We start from the raw sequence: 19726 nt of genomic DNA on the forward strand, positions 1-19726 counted from the left end.
CTGTTCAGGCGGGGACTTCCCGGGAGTCCTCGGACCAGAGGGTGTGGTAGGCGCCTTCGCGGTCGGTGCGGTGGTAGGTGTGGGCGCCGAAGAAGTCGCGCTGGGCCTGGGTGAGGGCGGCCGGGAGGCGGGGCGCGCGTAGGGCGTCGTAGTAGGCGAGGGCGGCGGCGAAACCCGGTGTGGGGACGCCCTGGCGGACGGCGGTCGCCACCACGTCGCGCCAGTCGGACTGGGCGGCGGCGGTCTCGCGGGCGAAGCCGGAGTCCGACAGGAGGCTGGGCAGGTCAGGGCGGGCGTCGTAAGCGGCGCGGATGCGATCGAGGAACGCGGCGCGGATGATGCAGCCCGCCCGCCAGATCGACGCGATCGCGCCAAGGTCGAGCTTCCAGTCGTACTCGGCGCCGCCCGCCGCCATCTCCTGGAACCCCTGCGTGTAGGAGACGATCTTCGACGCGTACAGCGCCTGCTCGACCTTGTCGGCGAACGCGTCGGCCTCGGCCCCGCGCAGCGGCCGGGGTGTGGGCCCGGCCAGGTCGCGCGAGGCGGCGCGCAGGTCGGCGTGGCCGCTGAGCGAGCGGGCGAACACCGCCTCGGCGATGCCGGACACCGGGACGCCCAGGTCCAGCGCGGTCTGCACGGTCCAGCGGCCGGTGCCCTTCTGCTCGGCCTGGTCCAGCACGACGTCCACAAACGGACGGCCCGTCGCGGCGTCCACGTGCGCGAGCACCTCGGCCGTGATCTCGATCAGGTAGGAGTCGAGCCGCCCGGTGTTCCAGGAGCGGAACACCTCGGCGATCTCGGCGGGGGAGCGGCCGCCGACGTCCCGGAGTAGCTGATACGCCTCACCGATGAGCTGCATGTCGGCGTATTCGATGCCGTTATGCACCATCTTGACAAAGTGCCCGGCGCCGTCCGTCCCGACGTGGGTGACGCAGGGCGCGCCGTCGTCGGCCTTGGCGGCGATCTTCTCCAGCATCGGCCCGAGCGCCGCGTAGGACTCGGCGGAGCCGCCCGGCATGATCGACGGCCCGTGCAGCGCGCCCTCCTCGCCGCCGGAGATCCCGGTGCCGACGAAGTGGACGCCCCGGTCACGTAGCGCCCGTTCCCGGCGGCGGGTGTCCAGGAAGTGCGCGTTCCCGCCGTCGATGATCATGTCGCCGGGTTCCAGGAGCGGCGCGAACTCCTCGATGACGGCGTCGGTGGGCGCCCCGGCCTTCACCATGATCATGACGCGGCGGGGACGTTCCAGTGCCGCCACCATCTCCTCAGGGGTCCGCGCTCCGATGAACGTGCCTTCGTCGCCGAACTCGTCGAGGAGGTCGCGGGTCCTGCTTTCGGTCCTGTTGTGCACCGCGACGGTGTAGCCCCGCCGCGCGAAGTTCCGCGCGAGGTTGCGGCCCATGACCGCCAGCCCCGTCACGCCGATCTGCGCCGATCCGCCCATCTGCCTGCCCCCCGAAGAATGACGCGTCCCCCGCGGGATCCTGTGCCCCGCCGCCGCGCCGGGCATCCCGGCGCGGCGGCGGTTTTGCGAACCCGCACCCGAACTTTCCGCGGTCAGACGGTGAGGACGGGCTCGTCGGCGGCCGCGTGACGCGGCGTCGTCCGCTTCCTCCCGCCGCCGAACAGGAGGAGGGTCACCCCGGCGACGGCGAAGGAGACGAGGACAAGGAGGGGACCCGTGGCGGCGGCCCCGTCGAAGTAGACGGCCGAACGCATCAGCGAGGCGGCCGCGCCGGGCGGAAGGTACTGGCCGAGGGCGCCCCACGGTTCCGGCAGGAGTTCGGGCGCGCCCGCCGCCCCGGAGAAGGGGTTGCCCAGCAGGAACATGGTGGCCGAGCCCAGGCCGAACCCGGCAGGCCCCAAGACCGAGGCCAGCCCTACGATCGCCGCGGGCACCGCGAAGGAGACGAGCGCGTCGACCCCCGCGACGGTCCAGAACGACGACGAAGGCAGGATCCCCAGCCACGAGACGGACACCAGCGTGCTCACCAGGCCCGCGCCGAGAGCGAAGACGGACAGGGCGATGAGCCTGTCCCGCGCCGAGGAGAGCTGGAAGGCGAGCAGCGCGGAGGCGGCCAGCCCCGACATCACCAGAGGCAGGATCATCGCGGCGAAGCCCGCGCCGCGCGGGTCGTCGGGGCTGCCCGCGACGACGTCGGTGACCGCGACGTCCGGCGCCGCCTCCCCGGACAGGCCGAGTGCGACCTCGGTGAGCAACTGGGCGACAGCGGGCCCTGCCGCCGAGGCGACGAGCAGGTGCGGCGCCCCCTGTGGGCCGACCACGAGCGCCCCGTACACCTCGCGGTCCTCGATCGCGGCGCGGGCCGCCGCCTCGTCCGGGTAGGCGGTGACGGCGAAGGCGCCCGGACGCGCGCCCTCCAGCTGTTCGGTGACCTGGGTGACGGCCGGGGGCGGGCCGGCGACGCCCAGCGGCAGGTCGCGCGGCTCGGTCCTGATCGGGGCCCAGGCGAAGGCGATGATCAGCACCGCCTGGAGCAGGGCGAGCGCGCCGCCGAGCGCGGCCGCGGTACGTGACTGCTGCATGGTTGCCACTCCGTAAAAGCGAACGTCCGTTTTCTTTGCTGGGTCCAGTGGAGCACGCCCGCCGCCGGTTTGTCAAAATCGAATGTCCGTTTTATTTTGGACGCATGCCCAAGGTCAGTGAAGAACACCTCGAAGCCCGCCGCGCCCAGATCCTCGACGCGGCCGCCCGCTGCTTCGCCCGCCAGGGCTTCCACGGGACGTCGATGCAGGACATCTTCCAGGAGGCGGGCCTGTCGGCGGGCGCCGTCTACCGGTACTTCCCCGGCAAGGCCGAGATCGTGAAGGCCATCTCGGTGACCAAACGCGAGGTCATCGCCGGATACCTGACCGACCTCGCCGAAGCGCCCGAACTGCCGCCGCTCGCCGAGATCGTCCGCGGATTCGCCGACCTCATCCAGAAGACGTTCGCCGCCGACGGCCAGCTCGCGCTCGTCCCGCAGGCGTGGGCCGCCGCCAGCCACGACCCGGAGATCCACGGGCCCGTCAGCGTCATGCTCACGGCCATCCGGCAGAGCTGGATAGACATCGCGCGCAGGTTGCAGGCCGAAGGGCAGCTCGCCAAGGAGGCCGACCCCGAACACGTCGGAAGGACCCTGTTCTGCCTCCTGCCGGGCTTCATCGTGCAGAACACCATCCTCGACGACTTCCCCGCCGACGTCCTCGTCAGCGGGCTCGTCGGGCTGCGCGCGCCCGCGCCGGACTGACCCGCGCGCCGGACACCCGAATCCGGCGGCACCCGCGTGCCGTGCCCGGGGGAAAGCGCCCGGAGGTGCCACAATGCGGAGGCCGTTCACCGGCTGTCCTCCTGGTATCCCCCCGCGCGAAGGAGTCCTCCGTCCGATGATGGGCCGCACCCACGCCCTGTCCGGGGCCGCGCTGTTCACCGCGGGGGCGATCCCCCTGCACCTGCCGCCCGACCAGATCGTCATCGGCGCGGTCGCGTGCGCGGGAGCGGCGGTCCTGCCTGACATCGACCACCACGGCTCGCACGTCGCCCGTACTTTCGGACCGCTCACGCGCGGTTTCGCGTGGGTCGTAGGCAAGGTCGCGGGAGGACACCGCAACGGGACGCACTCGGCGCTCGGCGTAGGGCTGCTCGCCGCGGTCGTCTTCTTCTCCTGCGCCGTCTACACGCAGGACGAGGAGACCCTCCTGACGGGTCTCGCCATCACCGGCGCGATGCTGCTGTTCGGGCTCTTCTTCGGCCTGCTGCCTTCCAAGGGCAGGGGCCGGGCCGCCTACCGCAAGCCGTGGCACGGGTTCCTCGCCATCATGGCCTGCGCGCTCGGCGCGGCGGGCGTCGGCTACACCGGCTACCGGTGGGGCGAGGACGCGGGCGTGGTGCTCGTCGGGGCGGTGCTCATCCTCGTGCTGGCCGCCGCGATCCGGCCGCTCAACATCAAGGGCATCTGGGACGACCTGTCGCCCATCCCCATCACCGTCGCGCTGCTGTGGTTCGGGGTCGACCTCTCGGTGCTGCCCTACGCGATCGTCGTCGGCGTCGTCATCCACATCCTCGGCGACATGGTGACGCGCGGCGGCTGCCCGCTCGGCTGGCCCTGGTCGCAGACGATGTTCGGGCCCAAGTGGTTCCGCACCGGCGACCGCACCGAGACCCGCGTCGTCTTCCCCGCGCTCCTGCTCGTCCTGGCCGTCTCCACCGGTGTGCACGTCGGCCCGTACGTCATCGACCGCGCCGAGACCGCCCAGGAGGCCGTGAACGGCACCTGAGGGCCCGCACGGGTCAGCCGAGCCCGCCCGTCGCCCTGACGTTCTGGCCGGTCACCCAGCGGCCCTCGGGCGAGACGAGGAACGCGATGACGTCCGCGACGTCGGCGGGGTCGCCGAGCCTGCCGAGCGGCGTCAGGCCCGTGACGGCCTCCAGCGCCTCCGGCGGGTTGGCGGCGCGCAGCAGGTCGGTGTCCGTCGCGCCCGGCGACACCGTGTTGACGGTGATGCCGCGCGGCCCGAGCTCCTGCGCCGCCACCAGGGTGAGCTGCTCCAACGCGCCCTTGGACATCGCGTAGGGCGCGTTGCCCCGCGTCGGGCGCACCGTGTTCAGCGTCGAGACGTTGACGATCCGGCCGCCGTCGCGCATCGTGCGCGCGGCGTGCCGCAGCAGCCGGAACGGCGCCCACAGGTTGACCGCGAGCGCCGTCTCGACGTCGGTGTCCTCGGTCTCGGCGAGCGGCGCCAGCCGGGACCCGACGGCCGCGTTGTTCACCAGGATGTCCAGGCCGTCCAGCCAGTCGCCGGCGAACGCGACGATGCGGGTGACGGCCTCCGGATCGCTGAGATCGGCCCGTATCGGGTGCGCCTGGCCGCCCTTGTCAGCGACCGCCCGGACCACGTCGCCCGCCGCCTCGTCGTCGTGCGCGTAGGCGAAGACGACGACGGCGCCCTGCGCCGCGAGCCGTTCCACTACCGCCCGGCCGATGCCGCGCGAGCCGCCCGTCACGATCGCGCCCTTGCCCTCGAGTACGCCCATACGACGATCCCATCACCCTGCGGCACGGAAGGCGAGCGCCGGTAGGGAGATCGGCGAGCCACGGTCGGGCCGCCTTGCGCGCCTTCAGGGGAGGGCGGCCTTGAGCTCGGGGGAGTGGGCGGCCATCCAGGAGGCGAGGTCGGCGAAGACGGCTTCGGCGGCGGCGCGTCCTGCGGCGTGGTGGGCGGCGCGGGCGCGGGCGAAGCGGGCGGCGATCTCGTCGATGACGGCGGCCGGATCAGGCCAGCCGTAGGCGGCGCAGAACAGGGCGACGCGGCGGGCCTGCTCGGCGGGGGCGCTGCCGGGGTCGGCGACGCCCGCGAAGCACCAGACGGCGTGCCCGAGGTCGGTGAGGCGGGAGCCGGGCGCGAGGTCGTCGTCCCAGTCGATGAGGCCGATCGCCTCCTCGCCGTCGAACACGGTGTTGTGCGGGCCGAGGTCGCCGTGGCAGACGACTTCGCCTCCGTCGGCGACGGGCGCGCCCTCCGTCGCGTCGTGGAACGCGCGGATGAGCCGGGCCGCTGAGACGAGCCTTGCGTCCGACACCGGGGCGTCGTTCTGCACGACGTCGCCGGGGATGAACGTGAGAATCTCCCGGCCGTGTTCGTCCTCGCCGAGCAGGCGCGGCGAACCGGGGAAATCCGCCTTTTCCAGATGGATAAGCACGTCCCGGACATAAGGGCTGCTCTCGTGCGCCGGGCGGCGGACCGTGTCCCCGACCCGCACGAGGCCGAGGGTGTTCCCGCCGGTCAAACTCTGCTCGTCCATCCCCGTCACCCAACACCCGCGCGGCGGGCCCCGCAACCACCGTGACGGAAGAGTGATCAAGGAAAGCCGGGGTCAGGACCTTACGCCCCTGTAGGCGACCGGTAGGTGGCGCGGCCCGCGCAGCACGGGATTCACCCGATAGGGCGGCGGATCCGCGACGAGCTCAGGGCCCTTCACCCGGCGGGCGAACTCCGTCAGCGCGATCCGGGTCTCCAGACGGGCCAGCGGAGCGCCGAAACAGTAGTGGACGCCGTTGCCGAACCCCAGGTGCTCGACGTCGCCGCGGTCGGGGACGAACCGGTCCGCGTCCGGGAACCTGCGCGGGTCCCGGTTGCCCGCCGCCAGCATGAGGTTCACGTCGGTGTCCTTCGGGATGACCGTACCGGCGACCTCCACCGCGTCCATGGTGCGGCGGTTGGGCAGGTACTGCACCGGAGGCTCGTAGCGGAGCAGCTCCTCGATCATCGGGACGGCCAGATCCGGGTCGTCCTTGAGGCGCTTCAGCTCCTGCGGGTGCCGTAGCAGGGTGAGCACCCCGTTGGTGATGAGGTTGACCGTCGTCTCGTGGCCCGCGATGAGAAGCAGGAAGCCCGTGGCGACCTGCTCCGGCGGGGTGAGGCGGCCGTCCGGGCCGTCGTCGACGGCCAGGGCGGAGAACATGTCGTCGCCCGGGTCCTTGCGGTGTTTGTCGAACAGCTCCGCCAGGTAGCCGCCCATCTCGATCTTGGCGGCGTCCGGGTCGAGCAGATGCGGGTCCGGCTTGTGCTCGGCGCCGAAGTCGGCGGCGCCCAGCAGGGACTCCGTCCACAGGTGGAAGCGCGGCTCGTCCTCGACGGGGACGCCGAACAGGCGGCAGATCACCGAGATCGGGAACGGGTAGGCGAAGTCGTCGACGATGTCGGCCTGATCCTTGTCGGCGAAGGCGTCCAGCAGCCCGCGCACGGTGTCGGCCATGCCCCGCCGCATCTCGAACACGCGGCGCGGCGTGTGCGGCGGGCCGAACGGGCGGGTGACGATCCGGCGCACCCTGTCGTGCTCGGCCGGGTCGAGCCGCAGCATGCTCCGCGCCCCGCTCGGCGTCGGGACGAGCGGCGGCCTGGTCTGCGAGCTGACGCGCGGATCGTTCAGCAGTGACCGGATCTCCCAATATGTGCTCACGGTGTACACGCCGTCGTCCTGGCGGGCCACCGGCGTGCGCCTCAGCTCCTCGTACAGCGGGTACGGGTCGGGCCGGGCGGCCGGGTCGGCGATCCGCCGCATCATCGTCTCTGGCGCGGTCATGGGGTCCTCCGGGCGTGCGTCAGGCGGGGGCGGGCGTGAAGGTGATGCGGCGCTCGCTCGGCGCGTAGCCGCTGACCGTGACGGTCGGGCCGTGGCTCGGCACCGACGGGTCGGGGAAGCACGCGGGCACCGGGACGGTGCCGGGCGGCGGCCGGTCCACCCCGGCGAACTCCGGCGGGAACGGCGCCGCCGACTCGATGAGGCACCGGTAGAAGTCGAGCCAGCGGCCGTGGTCGAAGCTCACCGCCGCGATCACCCGGCCCCGGTGCCCGTAGACGGCGACGAACCTGTCGTCCTCCAGAGCCCCCTGGGTGACGACGACCTCGTCGCCCATCGTCGGCACCCCGATCGACTTGATGTTCACGCCGAACTGCGACGACCAGAACGCGGGGATCCACAGGTGCGGACGGCGGTCGCGGCTCGCGCACAGCATGTTGTGCGCGGCCAGGCGGGCCTGCTCCACGGCGTTGCCCCAGTGTTCGAGCGAGAGGAACTGGTAGCCGAACAACGCGTGCGGCATCCGGGCGACGTCGCCCGCCACGAAGATGTCGTCCGTCGCGATGCCGTTGTGGTCGAACGCGCGGCACGCGGCGTCCGCGGCGATCCCGCGCGGCCCGGCAGCCAGGCCCGAGCCTTCGAGCCACCCGGTATTGCGGATCGCCCCCAGAGCCACGACGGCGACATCGGCTTCCAGGACCGTGCCGTCGGACAGGTGGGCGCGGCACAGCCGTCCCGCCTCGTCGCCCTCCAGGGACGTCACGGTGACGCCGCAGCGGAGGTCCACGCCGTGCGCGCGCTGGAGCCGGGCCGCCGCCTCCCCGATGACGCCGCCGAGCGCGCCGACGAGCGGGGCCGGGCCGCGCTCCGCGACGGTGACGTCGATACCGCGCTCCCGGCAGGCCGAGGCGATCTCCGACCCGGTGAAACCCGCGCCGACCACGAGGACCCGGCGCGGCTTCGCGTCCAGGAGCGCGGCGAGGCGTCCGGCGTCAGCGGAGGTGCGCAGGGTGAGGACCCCTTCGAGCGCCGCCTCCGCCTCGTTGGCCCACGGGCGGGCGCGGGTGCCGGTGGCGATGAGGAGCCTGTCGAACGGCACCTTCGAGCCGTCGGCCAGGAGGACCGTCCTGCCGTCCAGGTCGAGGCCGGTCGCGGCGGTGCCGAGCCGCCACTGGGCGTCGACGTCGCGGGCCAGCGGCAGCGCCGTCGCGTCGGCGGCGACCTGGCCCAGCAGCACCTGCTTGGACAGCGGCGGACGGTCGTAGGCGGGCTCCGGCTCGTCGCCGATCAGCGTGAGCCGCCCGGTGAAGCCCTCGTCGCGCAGCGCCTCGGCGGCGCGCAGGCCCGCGAGCGACGCGCCCACGATGACGACGCGGTCGATCCGTTCAGCCGACAACGGCGTCGACCTCCCGTACTCCGGGCCCGTCCACGAGGATCGCCCCTACGGGGCACGCGGCCGCCGCCGCCAACACCTGGTCCCTCTTCTCCGCACCCACCACGGGGTCGTAGAGCAGGGACTCCTCCCCGTGCAGCCTGAACACGTCCGGCCCCAGGAAGGCGCACTGCGCGTACCCCTGACACCGGTTCAGATCCACCACCAGCCTCATCGACCGCCCCCTCACGACGAGTCCGCGACCCGATGGCCGCCCGGTCTCGATACCCGTCGCCCGCCCCGCCGCCCAACCCCCCACCAAACCTTGCCCGCCCCCATCCCCACCCCTGACCCGCGCCGCGCGGACGGCGAGGCCCGGCCGTCCTGGTGGGCGGCCGGGCCTCGGGCCGTCAGGCCCCGGCTACGGGGCGGACGACGTGGTGTCGCGCGCTAGCAGTCGACGAGTTCGGGGCTCTGGTTGAGGAGCTGCGCGCGGGGCGAGGTGAAGCGGGCGAGCGCCTCGTGCGCGTCCAGCCGGAACGCCGCGACCCGGTGGCAGTTCTGGAACGCCAGCCGCACCCCGAAGTGCCGTTCCATCGCGCCCCGCATCGCGTCGCTGGCCAGGGCCCGCAGCAGTTGCCCGCGCGCCGCCTCGTCCGGCGGCGGCACCTGGTTGTCGGCGAACTGCACCGAGGCGTCCGCCCCGCGCAGCCGCTCGACGACCTCGCTCACCAGCCCCCACGCGTACGGCAGCGACTCCCTGACACACGCCAGGAACGCCGCGTCGTCCACCTCCCCGTCCCGAGCCCGCTCGACCAACTCGGGCGAAACCGTGAGCGACATGCGCACCACCTTCTCTCAAAACCCATTGCCCGGAACCCCTCCGGAATTGAAAACCATTTTCATTATCGCCCGACCCCCGCCGCCACACAAGCACCCACCCCACGCGCCGACGGTCGGCTTCCCGGACAAAGCGCGCGTACAGCAACGGCGCGATGCGCCAGCGCGGCGTACGGGGGTCAGGCGGTGAGGAGGGGTGTGGTGAGGGCTTGGAGGTTGGCGCGGAGGCGGGGTGGGCCGCCCTGGGTGAGGAGGAGGTGGACCAGGGGGGCGTCGAAGCAGGCGAGGAGGGCGTGGGCGTGGAAGGGGGCGTCAAGGGTGGGGGCGGCCTTGTGGATGAGGGTGGTGAGGTGGGTGTGCCAGCGGAGGTAGGTGGGGTCGGTGTACTTGTCGGCGGCGCAGGCTCGTTCGTGGGCGGACAGGAGAGAGAGGTTGCCTACGGCCAGGTCGACCAGGGCGTCGAGGAAGGCCAGGACGCGGTCGGCGGGTGGGGCGCCGGGGCCCAGTGGGGGCGGGCCGTGGTCGATCGCCTCGGCGAGCGCGGCGGCGCGTTCGGCGAGCAGTTCGGTGAACAGGCCCGTTCGGCTGCCGAACCTGCGGAAGACGGTGCCCTTGCCTACGCCCGCCTCGGCCGCCACCCGGTCGAGCGACACGCTCGCCGGATCGGCGCCGAGCAGCAGCCGCTCCGTCGCGTCCAGGATCGCCCGCCGGTTCCGCACGGCGTCAGCCCGCGCCATCACCCCACACCCCTTCCACACCGACTCCCTCCATCCTCCACCCGACGCACTTCGCCCATGACGTCTCCGAGGCGCAGAGCGGAGCCGGGCGGTCTCCTCGCCGCCGCCCCGCGACGGGTTCGGGGTCGGGGTGGAAAACGGACTGTGGGTCCGGTTATTGTAGCCCCGGTAATCGGACTGGTGGTCCGTTTCAACGGAGAAGGGGAAGGCCATGAAGGGGTTGGTTGTGGTGGACGGGCGGATCGCGGTGGGGGATGTGGGCGAGGCGGCGCCTCGGGAGGGGGAGGTGTTGGTGGAGGTGCGGCATGTGTCCGTGAACTACGGGGAGGCGCGGTTCGCTGCGGCCTTTGGGGAGGGGGTGGTGGTGGGCTTCGACGCGGCGGGGGTGGTTCTGAAGAGTGGGCCGGGTGGGCCGCCGGAGGGGGCGCGGGTCGTCGCGTTCGGGGCGGGGGCCTGGGCGGAGCGGGCGGTGTTCGCGGCGGACGCGGTGGCCGTGGTGCCGGAGGGGTTGACGTTGGCGGACGCGGCGGCGCTGCCGATGGTCGGGCTGACGGCCCTGCGGGTGCTGCGCGGGTTCGGGGCGCTGCTCGGCAGGCGGGTGCTCGTCACCGGGGCGTCGGGCGGGCTCGGCAGGGTCGCGGTGCAGCTCGCGCGCCGGGCCGGGGCGCACGTCGTCGCGGCGGTCAGGACGGAGGCGGCCGGGCGGGGCTTGGCGGAGCTGGGCGCGCACGAGGTCGTGGTGGGCCTGGACGGGGTCGCGCCGGTGCACGCCGTCATCGAGTCCGTCGGAGGGCCCCTCCTTGTCCAGGCTTGGGGGCTGCTCCTACCGGGCGGATCCCTGCGCAGCGTCGGATGGGCCTCAGGCGAGCCCGCCACCTTCCCCGTGAACGGGTTCTTCGCCCACGGCGACGCCCGCACCCTCGCGTCCTTCGGCGACACCAGCGCGCCGGGAGCGGACCTCGCCTACCTGGCGGAGTTGGCCGCGCGCGGCGACCTCGATCCAGGCGTCACGTACCGTGCCGACTGGACCGAGGCCGCGGACGTCGCGGCGGCGCTGCTGGCCCGCCGGATCACCGGCAAGGCGGTGCTCGACCTTCCGGCGGCCGGGGCCGTCAGCCGGTGATCTGGTAGACCTTGCGTAGCCTCTCGTGGACGTGCCACGTGGTGCGCGCGCCCTTGTCGAAGACGCAGACGTCGCCGGGGCCGACCTCCAGGGTGGGGCCGTCCTCGATCTTGATGGTGGCGCGGCCCTCGATCACGACGAACAGCTCGTCGGCCTCGACGTCGGTGACGGTGCCGGGGCCGATCTCCCAGATGCCGCGGTCGACGTTCCCCGCGCTGTGCAGGGTGGTGCTGGCGGTGCCGTCCTCGGCGGGCGTGAGCACGGCGTCGCTGACGTGCACGACAAAAGACATGGTCTCCCCTTATGTCGGTTCCGGGTCGACCCTATTGCGGGGCGCGGGGCCGGACGAGCCGGGGTCGCCCGCCGACAATGCGGGGAGACCACCAGTTGGCGGGCCCCGCGAGCCGCAGTAGGGCGGGTGCCAGGACGCCCCGGATAAGCGTCGCGTCCACGGCGACGGCGAGGGCCATGCCCAGCCCGAGCTGCTTCAGGAACACGACGCCTCCGGTCGTGTACACGGCGAAGGAGGCGGCGAGGATGAGCGCGGCCGCCGTGACGAGCGGTGCGCTTCGGGCGATGCCCAACGGGATCGCCCCGACGGCGTCGCCTGTGCGGTCGTACTCCTCCTTCACCCGGGACAGCATGAGCACCTCGTAGTCCATGGACAGCCCGTAGGCGATGCAGAACATGAGGATCGGGACGCTCGGCTCGATCGACCCCGTGGGCGTGAACCCCAGGAGGCCGGAGAGGTTGCCGTCCTGGAAGACGAACACGAGCGCGCCGAACATGACGCTCAGGCTGAGCAGGTTGAGCACGGACGCCTTGAGCGCGGCGATCACCCCGCGCGTCATGGCGAACAGGATGACAAAGCTGATGAGCACGATGAGCCCGCCGACCAGGGGCAGCCGTTCGGTCACCCCGTCGCGGTAGTCGGTGAGCTCGGCCGGGTAGCCGCCGACGTCGCGGGGGAACGGCGCGGGCACGGCGCGGACCTCCGCGACGGCCCCGGTGGCGTCCGCCGCGAGCCGTTCACTGGCGAAGACGACGCGTAGAAGGGTGCCGTCCTCCTGGGTGTCCACCCGGAGTACTCCGTCCAACGCGGCCAGACGCGCGGCGTAAGGCTGGATCTCGGAGGAGGGCGTTCCGGGGGCGGCCACGACAGCGACCGCGTCGGCTTCCTCCGCTGTGAAGTCGGCCCGGATCTGGTCGTACATCTGCCGCGCCGGGGCGGAGGAGGGCAGCACCCTGTCATCGGGCAGCCCGAAGTTGACGCCGAGGAACGGCGCGCCGAGCGCCAGCACGAGGGCGAGCGCGGCGCCGCCGAGCAGGAGCGGCCGACGTACCACGCGCTGCGCGGTCCGGTACCAGAAGCCCTGCTCCGGGGGCGGGGTAAGGCGGTCCACCCGGCGGCCGAGCAGGACGAGCGCGGCAGGCAGGATCACCCCGGCGGCCAGCAGGGCGGCGAGCACCACGGCGACGCTCGCGTAGGCGAAGGAGGCCAGGAAGGGGAACGGGAACACCAGCAGCACCGAGAGCGACGCCGCCACGGTCGCCCCGCTGAACAGGACGGTACGGCCCGCCCCGCGCACTGTCCGGGCGACGGCCTCCTGCACGTCGTGCCCTGCGCGCAGTTCCTCACGGAAGCGGAAGACGACGAAGAGCCCGTAGTCCACGCCGAGCCCGATGCCCATGACGAGCGCGATGTTGGAGGCGAACGTGGACAGTTCGACGAAGGGCAGCAGCGCCCGCATCAACGCCAGGGAGCCGAGGACGGCGAACAGCCCGGCTCCGAGCGTCACCAGCGCGGCGGACCAGCGGCGGTAGACGGCGAACAGAAGCAGCAGGACCAAGGGCACCACGATCAGTTCGGCGCGGACGAAGTCCTGCCGCGCCTGCTCCATGACCTGCCGGAACACCTCGTCCCCGCCGCCGACCTCGACCTTGACGACGGCGTCGTCGCGCTCCAGCCGGGGCAGGAGGCCGGGCAGCAGGTCGCGCCGCACCTGGTCGGCGTCTCCCGGCGCCCAGGCGAGGACGAGCGCCTTCGTCCCGTCCTCGGAGCGCAGGGTGGACGGCCGGTCGCGGCTCCAGTAGGACCAGGCGTCGCCTACGCCGGGTTCGGCGGCGAGCAGGCCGGTGAGTTCGGCGCCCGTGGCGGCGACGGCGGGGTCGTCCACGTTCCCGCCCTTGGCGGTGACGAGGAGGGCGAGGTTCGGGCTTCCGGTGCCGAAGCGCTCGGCCATGGCCGCGCGGGCGGCCAGCGACTCCGAGCCCGGGGCTTCGAACCGGTTGAGCGAGAGCGCGTTGATGGTCCCGGCGCCGACCACTCCGGCGAGCACCAGCGCGGCGAGGCCCGCGGCGACGATCCACCGCGCGCGCCGCACGATGAGACGGCTGAGCATGGGGGCTCCCTGATAGGTTTACGAGAGATTGCTCGTGTTTTTCGGGAGCCTACGCGAAAACACGAGCGATCGCTCGTATTTCCCTGCGAAGAGGAGGAACCCGGGGTGACCGAGCGGCCGAGGCGCAGGCAGGCGCGCGGGCAGCAGCGCATGGTCGAGATCCTGGACGCCGCCGCGCGCGTGTTCGCGAGGTCGGGCTACGAGACGGCCACGACCAACGCCATCGCGGCGGAAGCGGGCGTCTCGCCTGGATCGCTCTACCAGTTCTTCGCGAACAAGGAGGCGATCGCGCACGCCCTCGCCGACAGGTTCGTCACCGCCATGCGCACCGCCCACGAGGAGGCGTTCGCGGGCGTGGACGCCGCCGCGCTGCCGCTGCCCGAGCTGCTCGACCGCGTCATCGACCCGATCGTCGCGTTCAACCTCGCCAACCCCGGCTTCAAGGCGCTGTTCGCCCGGCCCGACATGCCCGAGGGGCTCGCCGCGGCGGCCCGGCCCATCCAGGAGTCGCTGTTCGGCAGGGTGATGGGGATCGTCGCCGACCGCGCGCCCGCCCTGCCGCCCGAGGAGCGCGTCCGCACCGCGCGGGTGCTCATCCAGGTGTTCCAGGCGATGATCCCGCTCATCACCGCCGCCCCCGAGCCCGAGCGCGGCCCACTGACGGTCGAGCTCAAGCACGTCCTCGGCCGCTACCTCGACCCGCTGACCCGCCTCCCTGGGGACGACACGCCGTGACCGTCAAGGAGGACCCGTCCTCGTCGCGACGGAGGAGGCGGACGGCCGACACACACGGAATCCTGGTGACATGACGGACACGCTCGACGCACTGACCCGGCAGGCCGCCGCCCGCCTGGCCCGCCGCCGGAAGGGGGTCGCCGTCGCCGTCGTCGCGGGGACGGAGACCGCGACGGTCGAGGCCGACGGGCCCGGCGCGGTCTTCGAACTCGGCTCGCTCAGCAAGGTCCTGACCGCGCTGATCCTGGCCCGGATGGCCGTGGACGGCCGCTGCGGCCTCGACGAGCCCGTCGCCGACCTCCTGGGCGTCTCCGTGCCGGGGAAGGCCGGAGAGGCGATTCTGCTGCGTCACCTGGCGACGCACACCTCGGGGCTGCCCCGGCTGCCCAAGGGCATGCTGCGGCACCTCCTGCTGCACCCGAAGGAGCCCGACCCCTACGCGCACCTCGACCGGGAGACGCTGCTCGCCGGGCTCGCCGAGACCCGGCTGAAGGCGCGCCCCGGAAGCCGCCTGGCGTACTCCAACCTCGGCGCGGGCCTGCTCGGCCTCGCGCTCGCCACCCGCGCGGGCACCGACTACCGGACGCTGCTGCGCGCCGAGATCTGCGCGCCGCTCGGCATGGCGGCCACCGGCGTCGACGTCGCAGGGCTGCGCCAGGGCTACAACCGGGGCGGCAGGCCCGTGCCGCCCTGGAACCTCGCCGAACTCGCCGGGGCGGGCGGCGTGCGCGGCACCGCCGCCGACTTCCTGACGTTCGTGCGCGCCCACCTCGACCCCGGATCCACGCCGCTCGGCCCCGCCGTCGAACTCGCGCTGCGCACCCGGCGCAGGGCGGGGCTCGACGCCTGGATCCACCTGGGCTGGTTCGAGCGGCAGGGCGGCCGACTGTGGCACAACGGCGCGACCGCCGGGTTCACCGCGTTCGCCGGATTCACCCCCGGCAGGGGCGCCGGCGTCGTCGTCCTCGCCGACACCCAGCGCGCGGTGGACGGCGACGCCGGAAGGCTGCTCGCGGCCTTGGAGAAGCGGTGAGCACGGCGCCTCAGGACAGGATCTTCGCTTTCGCGCGCGCGTACTCCTCGTCGGAGATGGCGTTGCTCTCCCTGAGCGCGGCGAGCTTGCCGAGTTCCTCCGCGGCGCTGGGCGCCTGCGCCTCCTTGCGGACGTAGGAGCGGAACTCCTCCTGCTGCCGTTCCGCCCGCACCGCGTCGCGCCGCGTCATGCCGCGGCCCCGCACGATGAGATAGGCGAGCACGCCCACGAACGGGAGCAGGATCAGGCCGACGGTCCACGCCGCCTTCGCCCAGCCGCTCAGCTCGTGGTCGCTGAACAGGTCGGCGAAGACCCGGAACAGCAGGAACAGCCAGATGACCCAGCAGAAGAAGACGAGCATCGTCCAGAACAGATTGAGCAGCGGGTAATCGTCCATATTCCTGCTCTATCGTGGCGCGATTCTCGGAAGAAATGGGCTATCGGTAAATATCGCCCCAAGGAAAATCGGGGAGAACACAAGCTTCCGGACTTATCAGTGGTCGTCCAGTTCTGTCCGTGCCGTCCGCAGGAACACCCCTGGTGGGGGCCGACGGACGGGGGTGGGGCATGGGCGAGCCGCTCGACGCGGGGGAACGCGCCGAACTGGCGCGGCTGCGGGCCGAACTCGCGGCGCTGCGCGCGCCCGGCGGCCGGGTCCGCGCCGTTGTCGCCGCCGTGCTTCTGACGCTCGGCTGCCTGCTCGCGCCCTTCGCCGTCGTGGCGGCGTGGACGGGAAGCCAACTGTCCGACACCGACCGGTACGTCGCCACCGTGGCGCCCCTCGCGGAGCGGCCCGAGATCCAGAACGCCGTCGCCAACCGCGTCACCGCCGAGATCGTCGACGCGCTGGACGTCCCCGCGCTCGTCACGGGCGCCATGGACGCCCTGGAGGGCCGGGGCCTGCCCAAGGCGCTCGGCGACCGCCTCAGCGGCCTCTCGGGCGCCGTGGAGAGCGCCGTGACGTCGTACGTGCGCGACCGGTCGATGGAGGTGGTCGAGAGCGACACGTTCGCGTCCCTGTGGGAGGAGGCGCACCGCGCCGCGCACACCCAGGCGACGGCGGTGCTCTCCGGACGCGGGAGCGAGGTCGTCAAAGCGCGGGACGGGACCATCACCCTCGACCTCGGGCCCGTGTTCGACAAGGTGAAACAGCGGCTCGACCAGTCCGGGTTCGACGTGGTGGACTCCCTTCCGGAGGTGCGCCCCACGCTCGAGATCTACTCCGGCCCGGCGCTGGCCAAGGCGCAGCGCTGGTACCAGGTGCTCAACGCGCTCCGATGGATCCTGCCCGCCCTGTCCCTCATCCTCATCACAGCCGGGGTGTACACCGCGCGCTTCCACCGGCGCGCGCTTGCCGTCGCCGCCTTGGGCGTCGTCGTGGCCATGCTGCTTCTGGCGCTCGGCCTCCTGGCGGGCCGGGCGTACTTCCTGAACACCGTGGCGGCGCGCGGCCTCAACACGGCGGCGGCCGGTGCCCTCTACGACACGCTGATCCTGTTCCTGCGCTCGACCCTGCGGACGGTCGCCGTCCTCGCGCTCGTGGTGGCGCTCGGCGCGTTCCTCACCGGGCCGTCCTCGGCCGCCGTCAGGACGCGCGCCGCCTTCGGCCGCGGCTTCGCGCGGCTGCGCGGCACCGGCCACGGCAGCCCGTGGGTGTGGGAGCACCGCAGGTTGCTGCGCACCGGCGCGGTGCTCCTCGCGATCCTCGTGTTCTTCTTCTGGAACTACCCGACCGGCCTTGTCGTCCTGCTCATCACCCTCGTGGTGCTGCTCGCCCTCGCTCTCGTGGAGGCGTTCGGACGGCCTCCGGACGACCCCGGCGACGACTCCTGAACCGGCGTCCCCGCATGGACGGGGACGCCCGTCCCCGGATGTCCCCGCCCCGGAACGGGACAGCGCCGGGTGCCGCGCTCCCTGGCGGCTTGGGACGCCCCCTCGCGACCTTGGACGTACGGGGGCACGGCGTCCCCGGACGGAGGGAACGCACGATGTCCATCAACGGAGCGGGCACGGCCCGCGCGACCGCCACGGGGCCGTCCGACGAGCACGCCCGCCTCGCCGGGCTGCTCCTGGCGGGCGGCTGCCTCATCTGGGCGGTAAGCCAGATCGCGAACTTCGAGCGCGAGGAGGACGTCGTCTACGCCTCCGAGCTCATCGGCGGCTGCTTCTTCATGCTCGGCCTGTTCGTCTTCGCCTCGCTCATCCTCTCCTCGCACGCCGCCGGCGACCGGAAAGGCAAGGCGCTGCCTATCGTCGTCATGGCGCTCGCCCCGATAGCGATCGCCTCCAGCCTCGGCCAGGCGCCGCACGACAGCTACGCGGACGCGCCTAGCTGGGTGGTGGCCACCGACCCGTCCTGGCCGCTCTCCCAGCTCTTCATGATCATCTCCGCGATCGCGATCATCCGGGTCGGCAAGTGGAGGGGACCCCTGCGCTTCCTGCCTCTGGGCGGCTCGCTGTGGGTCATCGTCACCGGCGTGGGGGAGGGCGTCACCGACGGCCAGACCGGCACCTTCATCTTCACCGCCTGGATGCTGGCCACCTACGTCACCGCCGGGGTGCTGCTGCTCGTCCGGCCGGGAGCGGCGCGCGGCGAGTGACGTCCGTCGTCCGCCCTCCGCGTGGCGGCCCCCACTCGGGGTAGGCGCCGAAGAGGAGCCTTCGGGGGAGGGAGCGCACGATGGCGGACGCCGTGGTGATCGGAAGCGGGCCGAACGGGCTTGTCGCGGCGAACGTGCTCGCCTCGGCGGGATGGGACGTCCTGGTGCTGGAGGCGGCCGCGACGCCGGGGGGAGCGGTCGCCAGCGACCGGGGCGTCCACCCCGACTACGTCAGCGACCTGTGCAGCTCCTTCTATCCGCTCGCCGTGGCGTCACCCGCGATGCGCGCCCTGGAGCTGGAGAAGCACGGCCTGGAGTGGCGGCACGCGCGGGCCGTCATGGCGCATCCGCTGGCCGATGGCCGCTGCGCCGTCCTCGAACACGACCCCGAGCGCACCGCCGCGGGCCTGGAGAGGTTCGGCGCAGGGGACGGCGACTCCTGGATGCGCCTGTACGGCCTGTGGAGCGACCTCGGAGACGACGTCATGAAGGCGCTCGCCACGCCCTTCCCACCCGTCCGGGCGGGGCTCGGCATGGCCAGGAGGCTGCGCGCGGCGGGCGGCCTGCGCGCCGCCCGGTTCCTCACCCTCCCGGTGCGCAGGGTCGGCGAGGAGGACTTCACCGGGCCCGGCGGCCCGATGCTGCTCGCCGGGACGGCGCTGCACGCCGACCTCGCGCCCGAGGCCGCCGGGTCCGGCGCGTTCGGCTGGGTGATGGCGATGCTCGGGCAGCGGTACGGCTGGCCCGCGCCGCTCGGCGGGGCCGGGGCGCTCACCGACGCGCTGGTGCGGCGGTTCACCGCCCAGGGCGGCACCCTGCGCTGCGGCACCGCGGCCACCAGGATCGTCATCCGCGAGGGCAGGGCCGTCGGGGTGCTCACCTCCGACGGAGACGCCGTGCGCGCCGCCAGGGCCGTCCTCGCGGATGTCTCGGCGCCCGCCCTGTACAACGGGCTCGTCGGGTGGGAGCACCTGTCCGCAGGGCTGCGCGACGACCTGCGCCGCTTCCAGTGGGACTACGCGACCTTCAAGGTCGACTGGGCGCTCTCCGGCCCGGTGCCCTGGGCCGCGCCCGAGACGGCCCGCGCGGGCACCGTCCACCTCGGCGACGACATGGCCGACCTGACCCGCTTCGCCGCCCAGCTCGCGACCGGCCACGTCCCGGACAACCCGTTCACGCTGGTCGGCCAGATGACGACGACCGACCCCTCGCGGAGCCCGGCGGGCACGGAATCCCTGTGGGCTTACACGCACGTGCCTCGGTACGTCGTAGGGGACGCGGGCCCTGCGGGCATCACCGGCGCGTGGGACGAGCGCGACGACCTCGCCATGGCGGCCCGCCTTGAGGAGCGGATCGAGCGGTACGCGCCGGGTTTCCGCTCCCGCGTCGTCGCGCGCCGGATCCTTTCGCCGCGTGCCCTGGAGCGGCATGACGCGAACCTGTCCCAGGGCGCGCTCAACGGCGGCACCGCGGCACTGCACCAGCAGCTCGTCTTCCGTCCCACGCCCGGCCTCGGCCGTCCCGAGACGCCCATCGCGTCGCTCTACCTGGCCTCCGCCTCCGCGCACCCGGGCGGCGGCGTGCACGGCGCGTGCGGGGCGAACGCCGCCCGCGCCGCGCTGCGCGCGAGCCACCCCGTGCTGCGGCACGTGCTGCCGCGCCTGAGCCGGATGCTCACGCCGTCCCGGCCGCCGCGGGCGCCGGTGCCCCCGGCGCCGTCCCGGGAGGCCCGAGAGCGCAGCCACGCGGCGCTCTGACGGCCCGCCGGTCACACCGCGCCGCGCCGCGCGCGGAACTTTCACT

General features: G+C 73.1%; 20 protein-coding genes. 8 read left to right on the forward strand and 12 right to left on the reverse strand.

All coding sequences use genetic code 11. The features are described 5' to 3' along the window. Positions 1-4 precede the first annotated feature (4 nt). Together gndA and LO762_RS06765 are read right to left on the reverse strand one after the other, a co-directional pair. Positions 5-1444 carry an NADP-dependent phosphogluconate dehydrogenase gene (gene gndA, locus LO762_RS06760; protein WP_230613326.1) on the reverse strand — a complete coding sequence of 480 codons (1440 nt, stop codon included), beginning with the start codon at positions 1442-1444 and terminating at the stop codon, positions 5-7. A gap of 113 nt (positions 1445-1557) precedes the next feature. Then, positions 1558-2547 (reverse strand): ABC transporter permease, encoded by a 990-nt coding sequence (locus LO762_RS06765; protein WP_230613327.1) that lies wholly within the window; start codon positions 2545-2547, stop codon positions 1558-1560. A gap of 104 nt (positions 2548-2651) precedes the next feature. Here LO762_RS06765 and LO762_RS06770 point away from each other — a divergent pair, with 104 nt between their 5' ends. Together LO762_RS06770 and LO762_RS06775 are read left to right on the forward strand one after the other, a co-directional pair. Beyond that, a complete protein-coding gene (locus LO762_RS06770; RefSeq protein ID WP_230613328.1) occupies positions 2652-3251 on the forward strand; it encodes a TetR/AcrR family transcriptional regulator in 600 nt (199 codons plus the stop codon). A 136-nt stretch (positions 3252-3387) separates the two neighbouring features. Next, on the forward strand, positions 3388-4278 hold the full coding sequence (locus LO762_RS06775; RefSeq protein ID WP_230613329.1) for a metal-dependent hydrolase: 891 nt from the start codon (positions 3388-3390) through the stop codon (positions 4276-4278). A 13-nt stretch (positions 4279-4291) separates the two neighbouring features. Here LO762_RS06775 and LO762_RS06780 read toward each other — a convergent pair whose 3' ends face one another. From LO762_RS06780 to LO762_RS06810, 7 genes are all read right to left on the reverse strand, one after another. Beyond that, positions 4292-5035: an SDR family NAD(P)-dependent oxidoreductase gene (locus tag LO762_RS06780; protein WP_230613330.1), complete on the reverse strand. Its 744-nt coding sequence runs from the start codon at positions 5033-5035 to the stop codon at positions 4292-4294. Between the two features lie 84 nt (positions 5036-5119). Further along, positions 5120-5803 carry a phosphotransferase gene (locus LO762_RS06785; protein WP_230613331.1) on the reverse strand — a complete coding sequence of 228 codons (684 nt, stop codon included), beginning with the start codon at positions 5801-5803 and terminating at the stop codon, positions 5120-5122. A 72-nt stretch (positions 5804-5875) separates the two neighbouring features. Continuing rightward, positions 5876-7084, reverse strand: a complete 1209-nt coding sequence (locus tag LO762_RS06790) for a cytochrome P450 (RefSeq protein WP_230613332.1) — start codon at positions 7082-7084, stop codon at positions 5876-5878. 19 nt (positions 7085-7103) lie between these two features. After that, a complete protein-coding gene (locus LO762_RS06795) occupies positions 7104-8477 on the reverse strand; it encodes an NAD(P)/FAD-dependent oxidoreductase (RefSeq protein ID WP_230613333.1) in 1374 nt (457 codons plus the stop codon). After that, positions 8467-8688 (reverse strand): ferredoxin, encoded by a 222-nt coding sequence (locus LO762_RS06800; protein ID WP_230613334.1) that lies wholly within the window; start codon positions 8686-8688, stop codon positions 8467-8469. Before LO762_RS06800 ends, LO762_RS06795 begins: the two co-directional genes overlap by 11 nt. A 215-nt stretch (positions 8689-8903) precedes the next feature. After that, complete coding sequence (locus LO762_RS06805; RefSeq protein ID WP_230613335.1) at positions 8904-9296, reverse strand: SCO5389 family protein; 393 nt, start codon at positions 9294-9296, stop codon at positions 8904-8906. Positions 9297-9472: 176 nt separating this feature from the next. Continuing rightward, entirely contained in the window at positions 9473-10030 is a 558-nt protein-coding gene (locus LO762_RS06810; protein WP_230613336.1) for a TetR/AcrR family transcriptional regulator, read from the reverse strand. 211 nt (positions 10031-10241) lie between these two features. Between LO762_RS06810 and LO762_RS06815 the strand changes: the two genes are divergently transcribed. Further along, positions 10242-11153 carry a zinc-binding dehydrogenase gene (locus LO762_RS06815; protein ID WP_230613337.1) on the forward strand — a complete coding sequence of 304 codons (912 nt, stop codon included), beginning with the start codon at positions 10242-10244 and terminating at the stop codon, positions 11151-11153. Here LO762_RS06815 and LO762_RS06820 read toward each other — a convergent pair. Both LO762_RS06820 and LO762_RS06825 read right to left on the reverse strand, forming a co-directional pair. Continuing rightward, positions 11143-11445 (reverse strand): cupin domain-containing protein, encoded by a 303-nt coding sequence (locus LO762_RS06820; protein ID WP_230613338.1) that lies wholly within the window; start codon positions 11443-11445, stop codon positions 11143-11145. The two genes, LO762_RS06815 and LO762_RS06820, sit on opposite strands and share 11 nt — an antisense overlap. 31 nt (positions 11446-11476) lie before the next feature. After that, a complete protein-coding gene (locus LO762_RS06825) occupies positions 11477-13555 on the reverse strand; it encodes an MMPL family transporter (RefSeq protein ID WP_230613339.1) in 2079 nt (692 codons plus the stop codon). Positions 13556-13660: 105 nt separating this feature from the next. Here LO762_RS06825 and LO762_RS06830 point away from each other — a divergent pair, with 105 nt between their 5' ends. Together LO762_RS06830 and LO762_RS06835 are read left to right on the forward strand one after the other, a co-directional pair. Then, entirely contained in the window at positions 13661-14290 is a 630-nt protein-coding gene (locus tag LO762_RS06830; RefSeq protein WP_230613340.1) for a TetR/AcrR family transcriptional regulator, read from the forward strand. A 70-nt stretch (positions 14291-14360) separates the two neighbouring features. Beyond that, positions 14361-15323, forward strand: coding sequence for a serine hydrolase (locus LO762_RS06835; protein WP_230613341.1), 963 nt, complete (start codon positions 14361-14363; stop codon positions 15321-15323). A 10-nt stretch (positions 15324-15333) separates the two neighbouring features. Here LO762_RS06835 and LO762_RS06840 read toward each other — a convergent pair whose 3' ends face one another. Continuing rightward, positions 15334-15720, reverse strand: coding sequence for an SHOCT domain-containing protein (locus LO762_RS06840; RefSeq protein ID WP_230613342.1), 387 nt, complete (start codon positions 15718-15720; stop codon positions 15334-15336). Positions 15721-15890: 170 nt separating this feature from the next. Between LO762_RS06840 and LO762_RS06845 the strand changes: the two genes are divergently transcribed. The 3 genes from LO762_RS06845 to LO762_RS06855 all read left to right on the forward strand — a co-directional run bounded on the left by LO762_RS06845 (position 15891) and on the right by LO762_RS06855 (position 19680). Next, complete coding sequence (locus LO762_RS06845) at positions 15891-17156, forward strand: hypothetical protein (protein WP_230613343.1); 1266 nt, start codon at positions 15891-15893, stop codon at positions 17154-17156. Between the two features lie 155 nt (positions 17157-17311). After that, positions 17312-17923 (forward strand): hypothetical protein, encoded by a 612-nt coding sequence (locus LO762_RS06850; protein ID WP_230613344.1) that lies wholly within the window; start codon positions 17312-17314, stop codon positions 17921-17923. 80 nt (positions 17924-18003) lie between these two features. Further along, positions 18004-19680 carry an NAD(P)/FAD-dependent oxidoreductase gene (locus LO762_RS06855; RefSeq protein ID WP_230613345.1) on the forward strand — a complete coding sequence of 559 codons (1677 nt, stop codon included), beginning with the start codon at positions 18004-18006 and terminating at the stop codon, positions 19678-19680. Positions 19681-19726: the final 46 nt, after the last annotated feature.

This window comes from Actinocorallia sp. API 0066, assembly GCF_020991275.1.
Classification (GTDB): Bacteria; Actinomycetota; Actinomycetes; order Streptosporangiales; family Streptosporangiaceae; genus Actinocorallia.

What these genes read in the sequence shown, in the direction of transcription:
- LO762_RS06775 (WP_230613329.1), top strand. Translation starts at nt 3,388, where the DNA reads ATGATGGGCCGCACCCACGCCCTGTCCGGGGCCGCGCTGTTCACCGCG.
- LO762_RS06835 (WP_230613341.1), top strand. Translation starts at nt 14,361, where the DNA reads ATGACGGACACGCTCGACGCACTGACCCGGCAGGCCGCCGCCCGCCTG.
- LO762_RS06810 (WP_230613336.1), bottom strand. Translation starts at nt 10,030, where the DNA reads ATGGCGCGGGCTGACGCCGTGCGGAACCGGCGGGCGATCCTGGACGCG.
- LO762_RS06845 (WP_230613343.1), top strand. Translation starts at nt 15,891, where the DNA reads ATGGGCGAGCCGCTCGACGCGGGGGAACGCGCCGAACTGGCGCGGCTG.
- LO762_RS06855 (WP_230613345.1), top strand. Translation starts at nt 18,004, where the DNA reads ATGGCGGACGCCGTGGTGATCGGAAGCGGGCCGAACGGGCTTGTCGCG.
- gndA (WP_230613326.1), bottom strand. Translation starts at nt 1,444, where the DNA reads ATGGGCGGATCGGCGCAGATCGGCGTGACGGGGCTGGCGGTCATGGGC.
- LO762_RS06780 (WP_230613330.1), bottom strand. Translation starts at nt 5,035, where the DNA reads ATGGGCGTACTCGAGGGCAAGGGCGCGATCGTGACGGGCGGCTCGCGC.
- LO762_RS06820 (WP_230613338.1), bottom strand. Translation starts at nt 11,445, where the DNA reads ATGTCTTTTGTCGTGCACGTCAGCGACGCCGTGCTCACGCCCGCCGAG.
- LO762_RS06815 (WP_230613337.1), top strand. Translation starts at nt 10,242, where the DNA reads ATGAAGGGGTTGGTTGTGGTGGACGGGCGGATCGCGGTGGGGGATGTG.
- LO762_RS06850 (WP_230613344.1), top strand. Translation starts at nt 17,312, where the DNA reads ATGTCCATCAACGGAGCGGGCACGGCCCGCGCGACCGCCACGGGGCCG.
- LO762_RS06785 (WP_230613331.1), bottom strand. Translation starts at nt 5,803, where the DNA reads ATGGACGAGCAGAGTTTGACCGGCGGGAACACCCTCGGCCTCGTGCGG.
- LO762_RS06805 (WP_230613335.1), bottom strand. Translation starts at nt 9,296, where the DNA reads ATGTCGCTCACGGTTTCGCCCGAGTTGGTCGAGCGGGCTCGGGACGGG.
- LO762_RS06790 (WP_230613332.1), bottom strand. Translation starts at nt 7,084, where the DNA reads ATGACCGCGCCAGAGACGATGATGCGGCGGATCGCCGACCCGGCCGCC.
- LO762_RS06765 (WP_230613327.1), bottom strand. Translation starts at nt 2,547, where the DNA reads ATGCAGCAGTCACGTACCGCGGCCGCGCTCGGCGGCGCGCTCGCCCTG.
- LO762_RS06825 (WP_230613339.1), bottom strand. Translation starts at nt 13,555, where the DNA reads ATGCTCAGCCGTCTCATCGTGCGGCGCGCGCGGTGGATCGTCGCCGCG.
- LO762_RS06840 (WP_230613342.1), bottom strand. Translation starts at nt 15,720, where the DNA reads ATGGACGATTACCCGCTGCTCAATCTGTTCTGGACGATGCTCGTCTTC.
- LO762_RS06800 (WP_230613334.1), bottom strand. Translation starts at nt 8,688, where the DNA reads ATGAGGCTGGTGGTGGATCTGAACCGGTGTCAGGGGTACGCGCAGTGC.
- LO762_RS06770 (WP_230613328.1), top strand. Translation starts at nt 2,652, where the DNA reads ATGCCCAAGGTCAGTGAAGAACACCTCGAAGCCCGCCGCGCCCAGATC.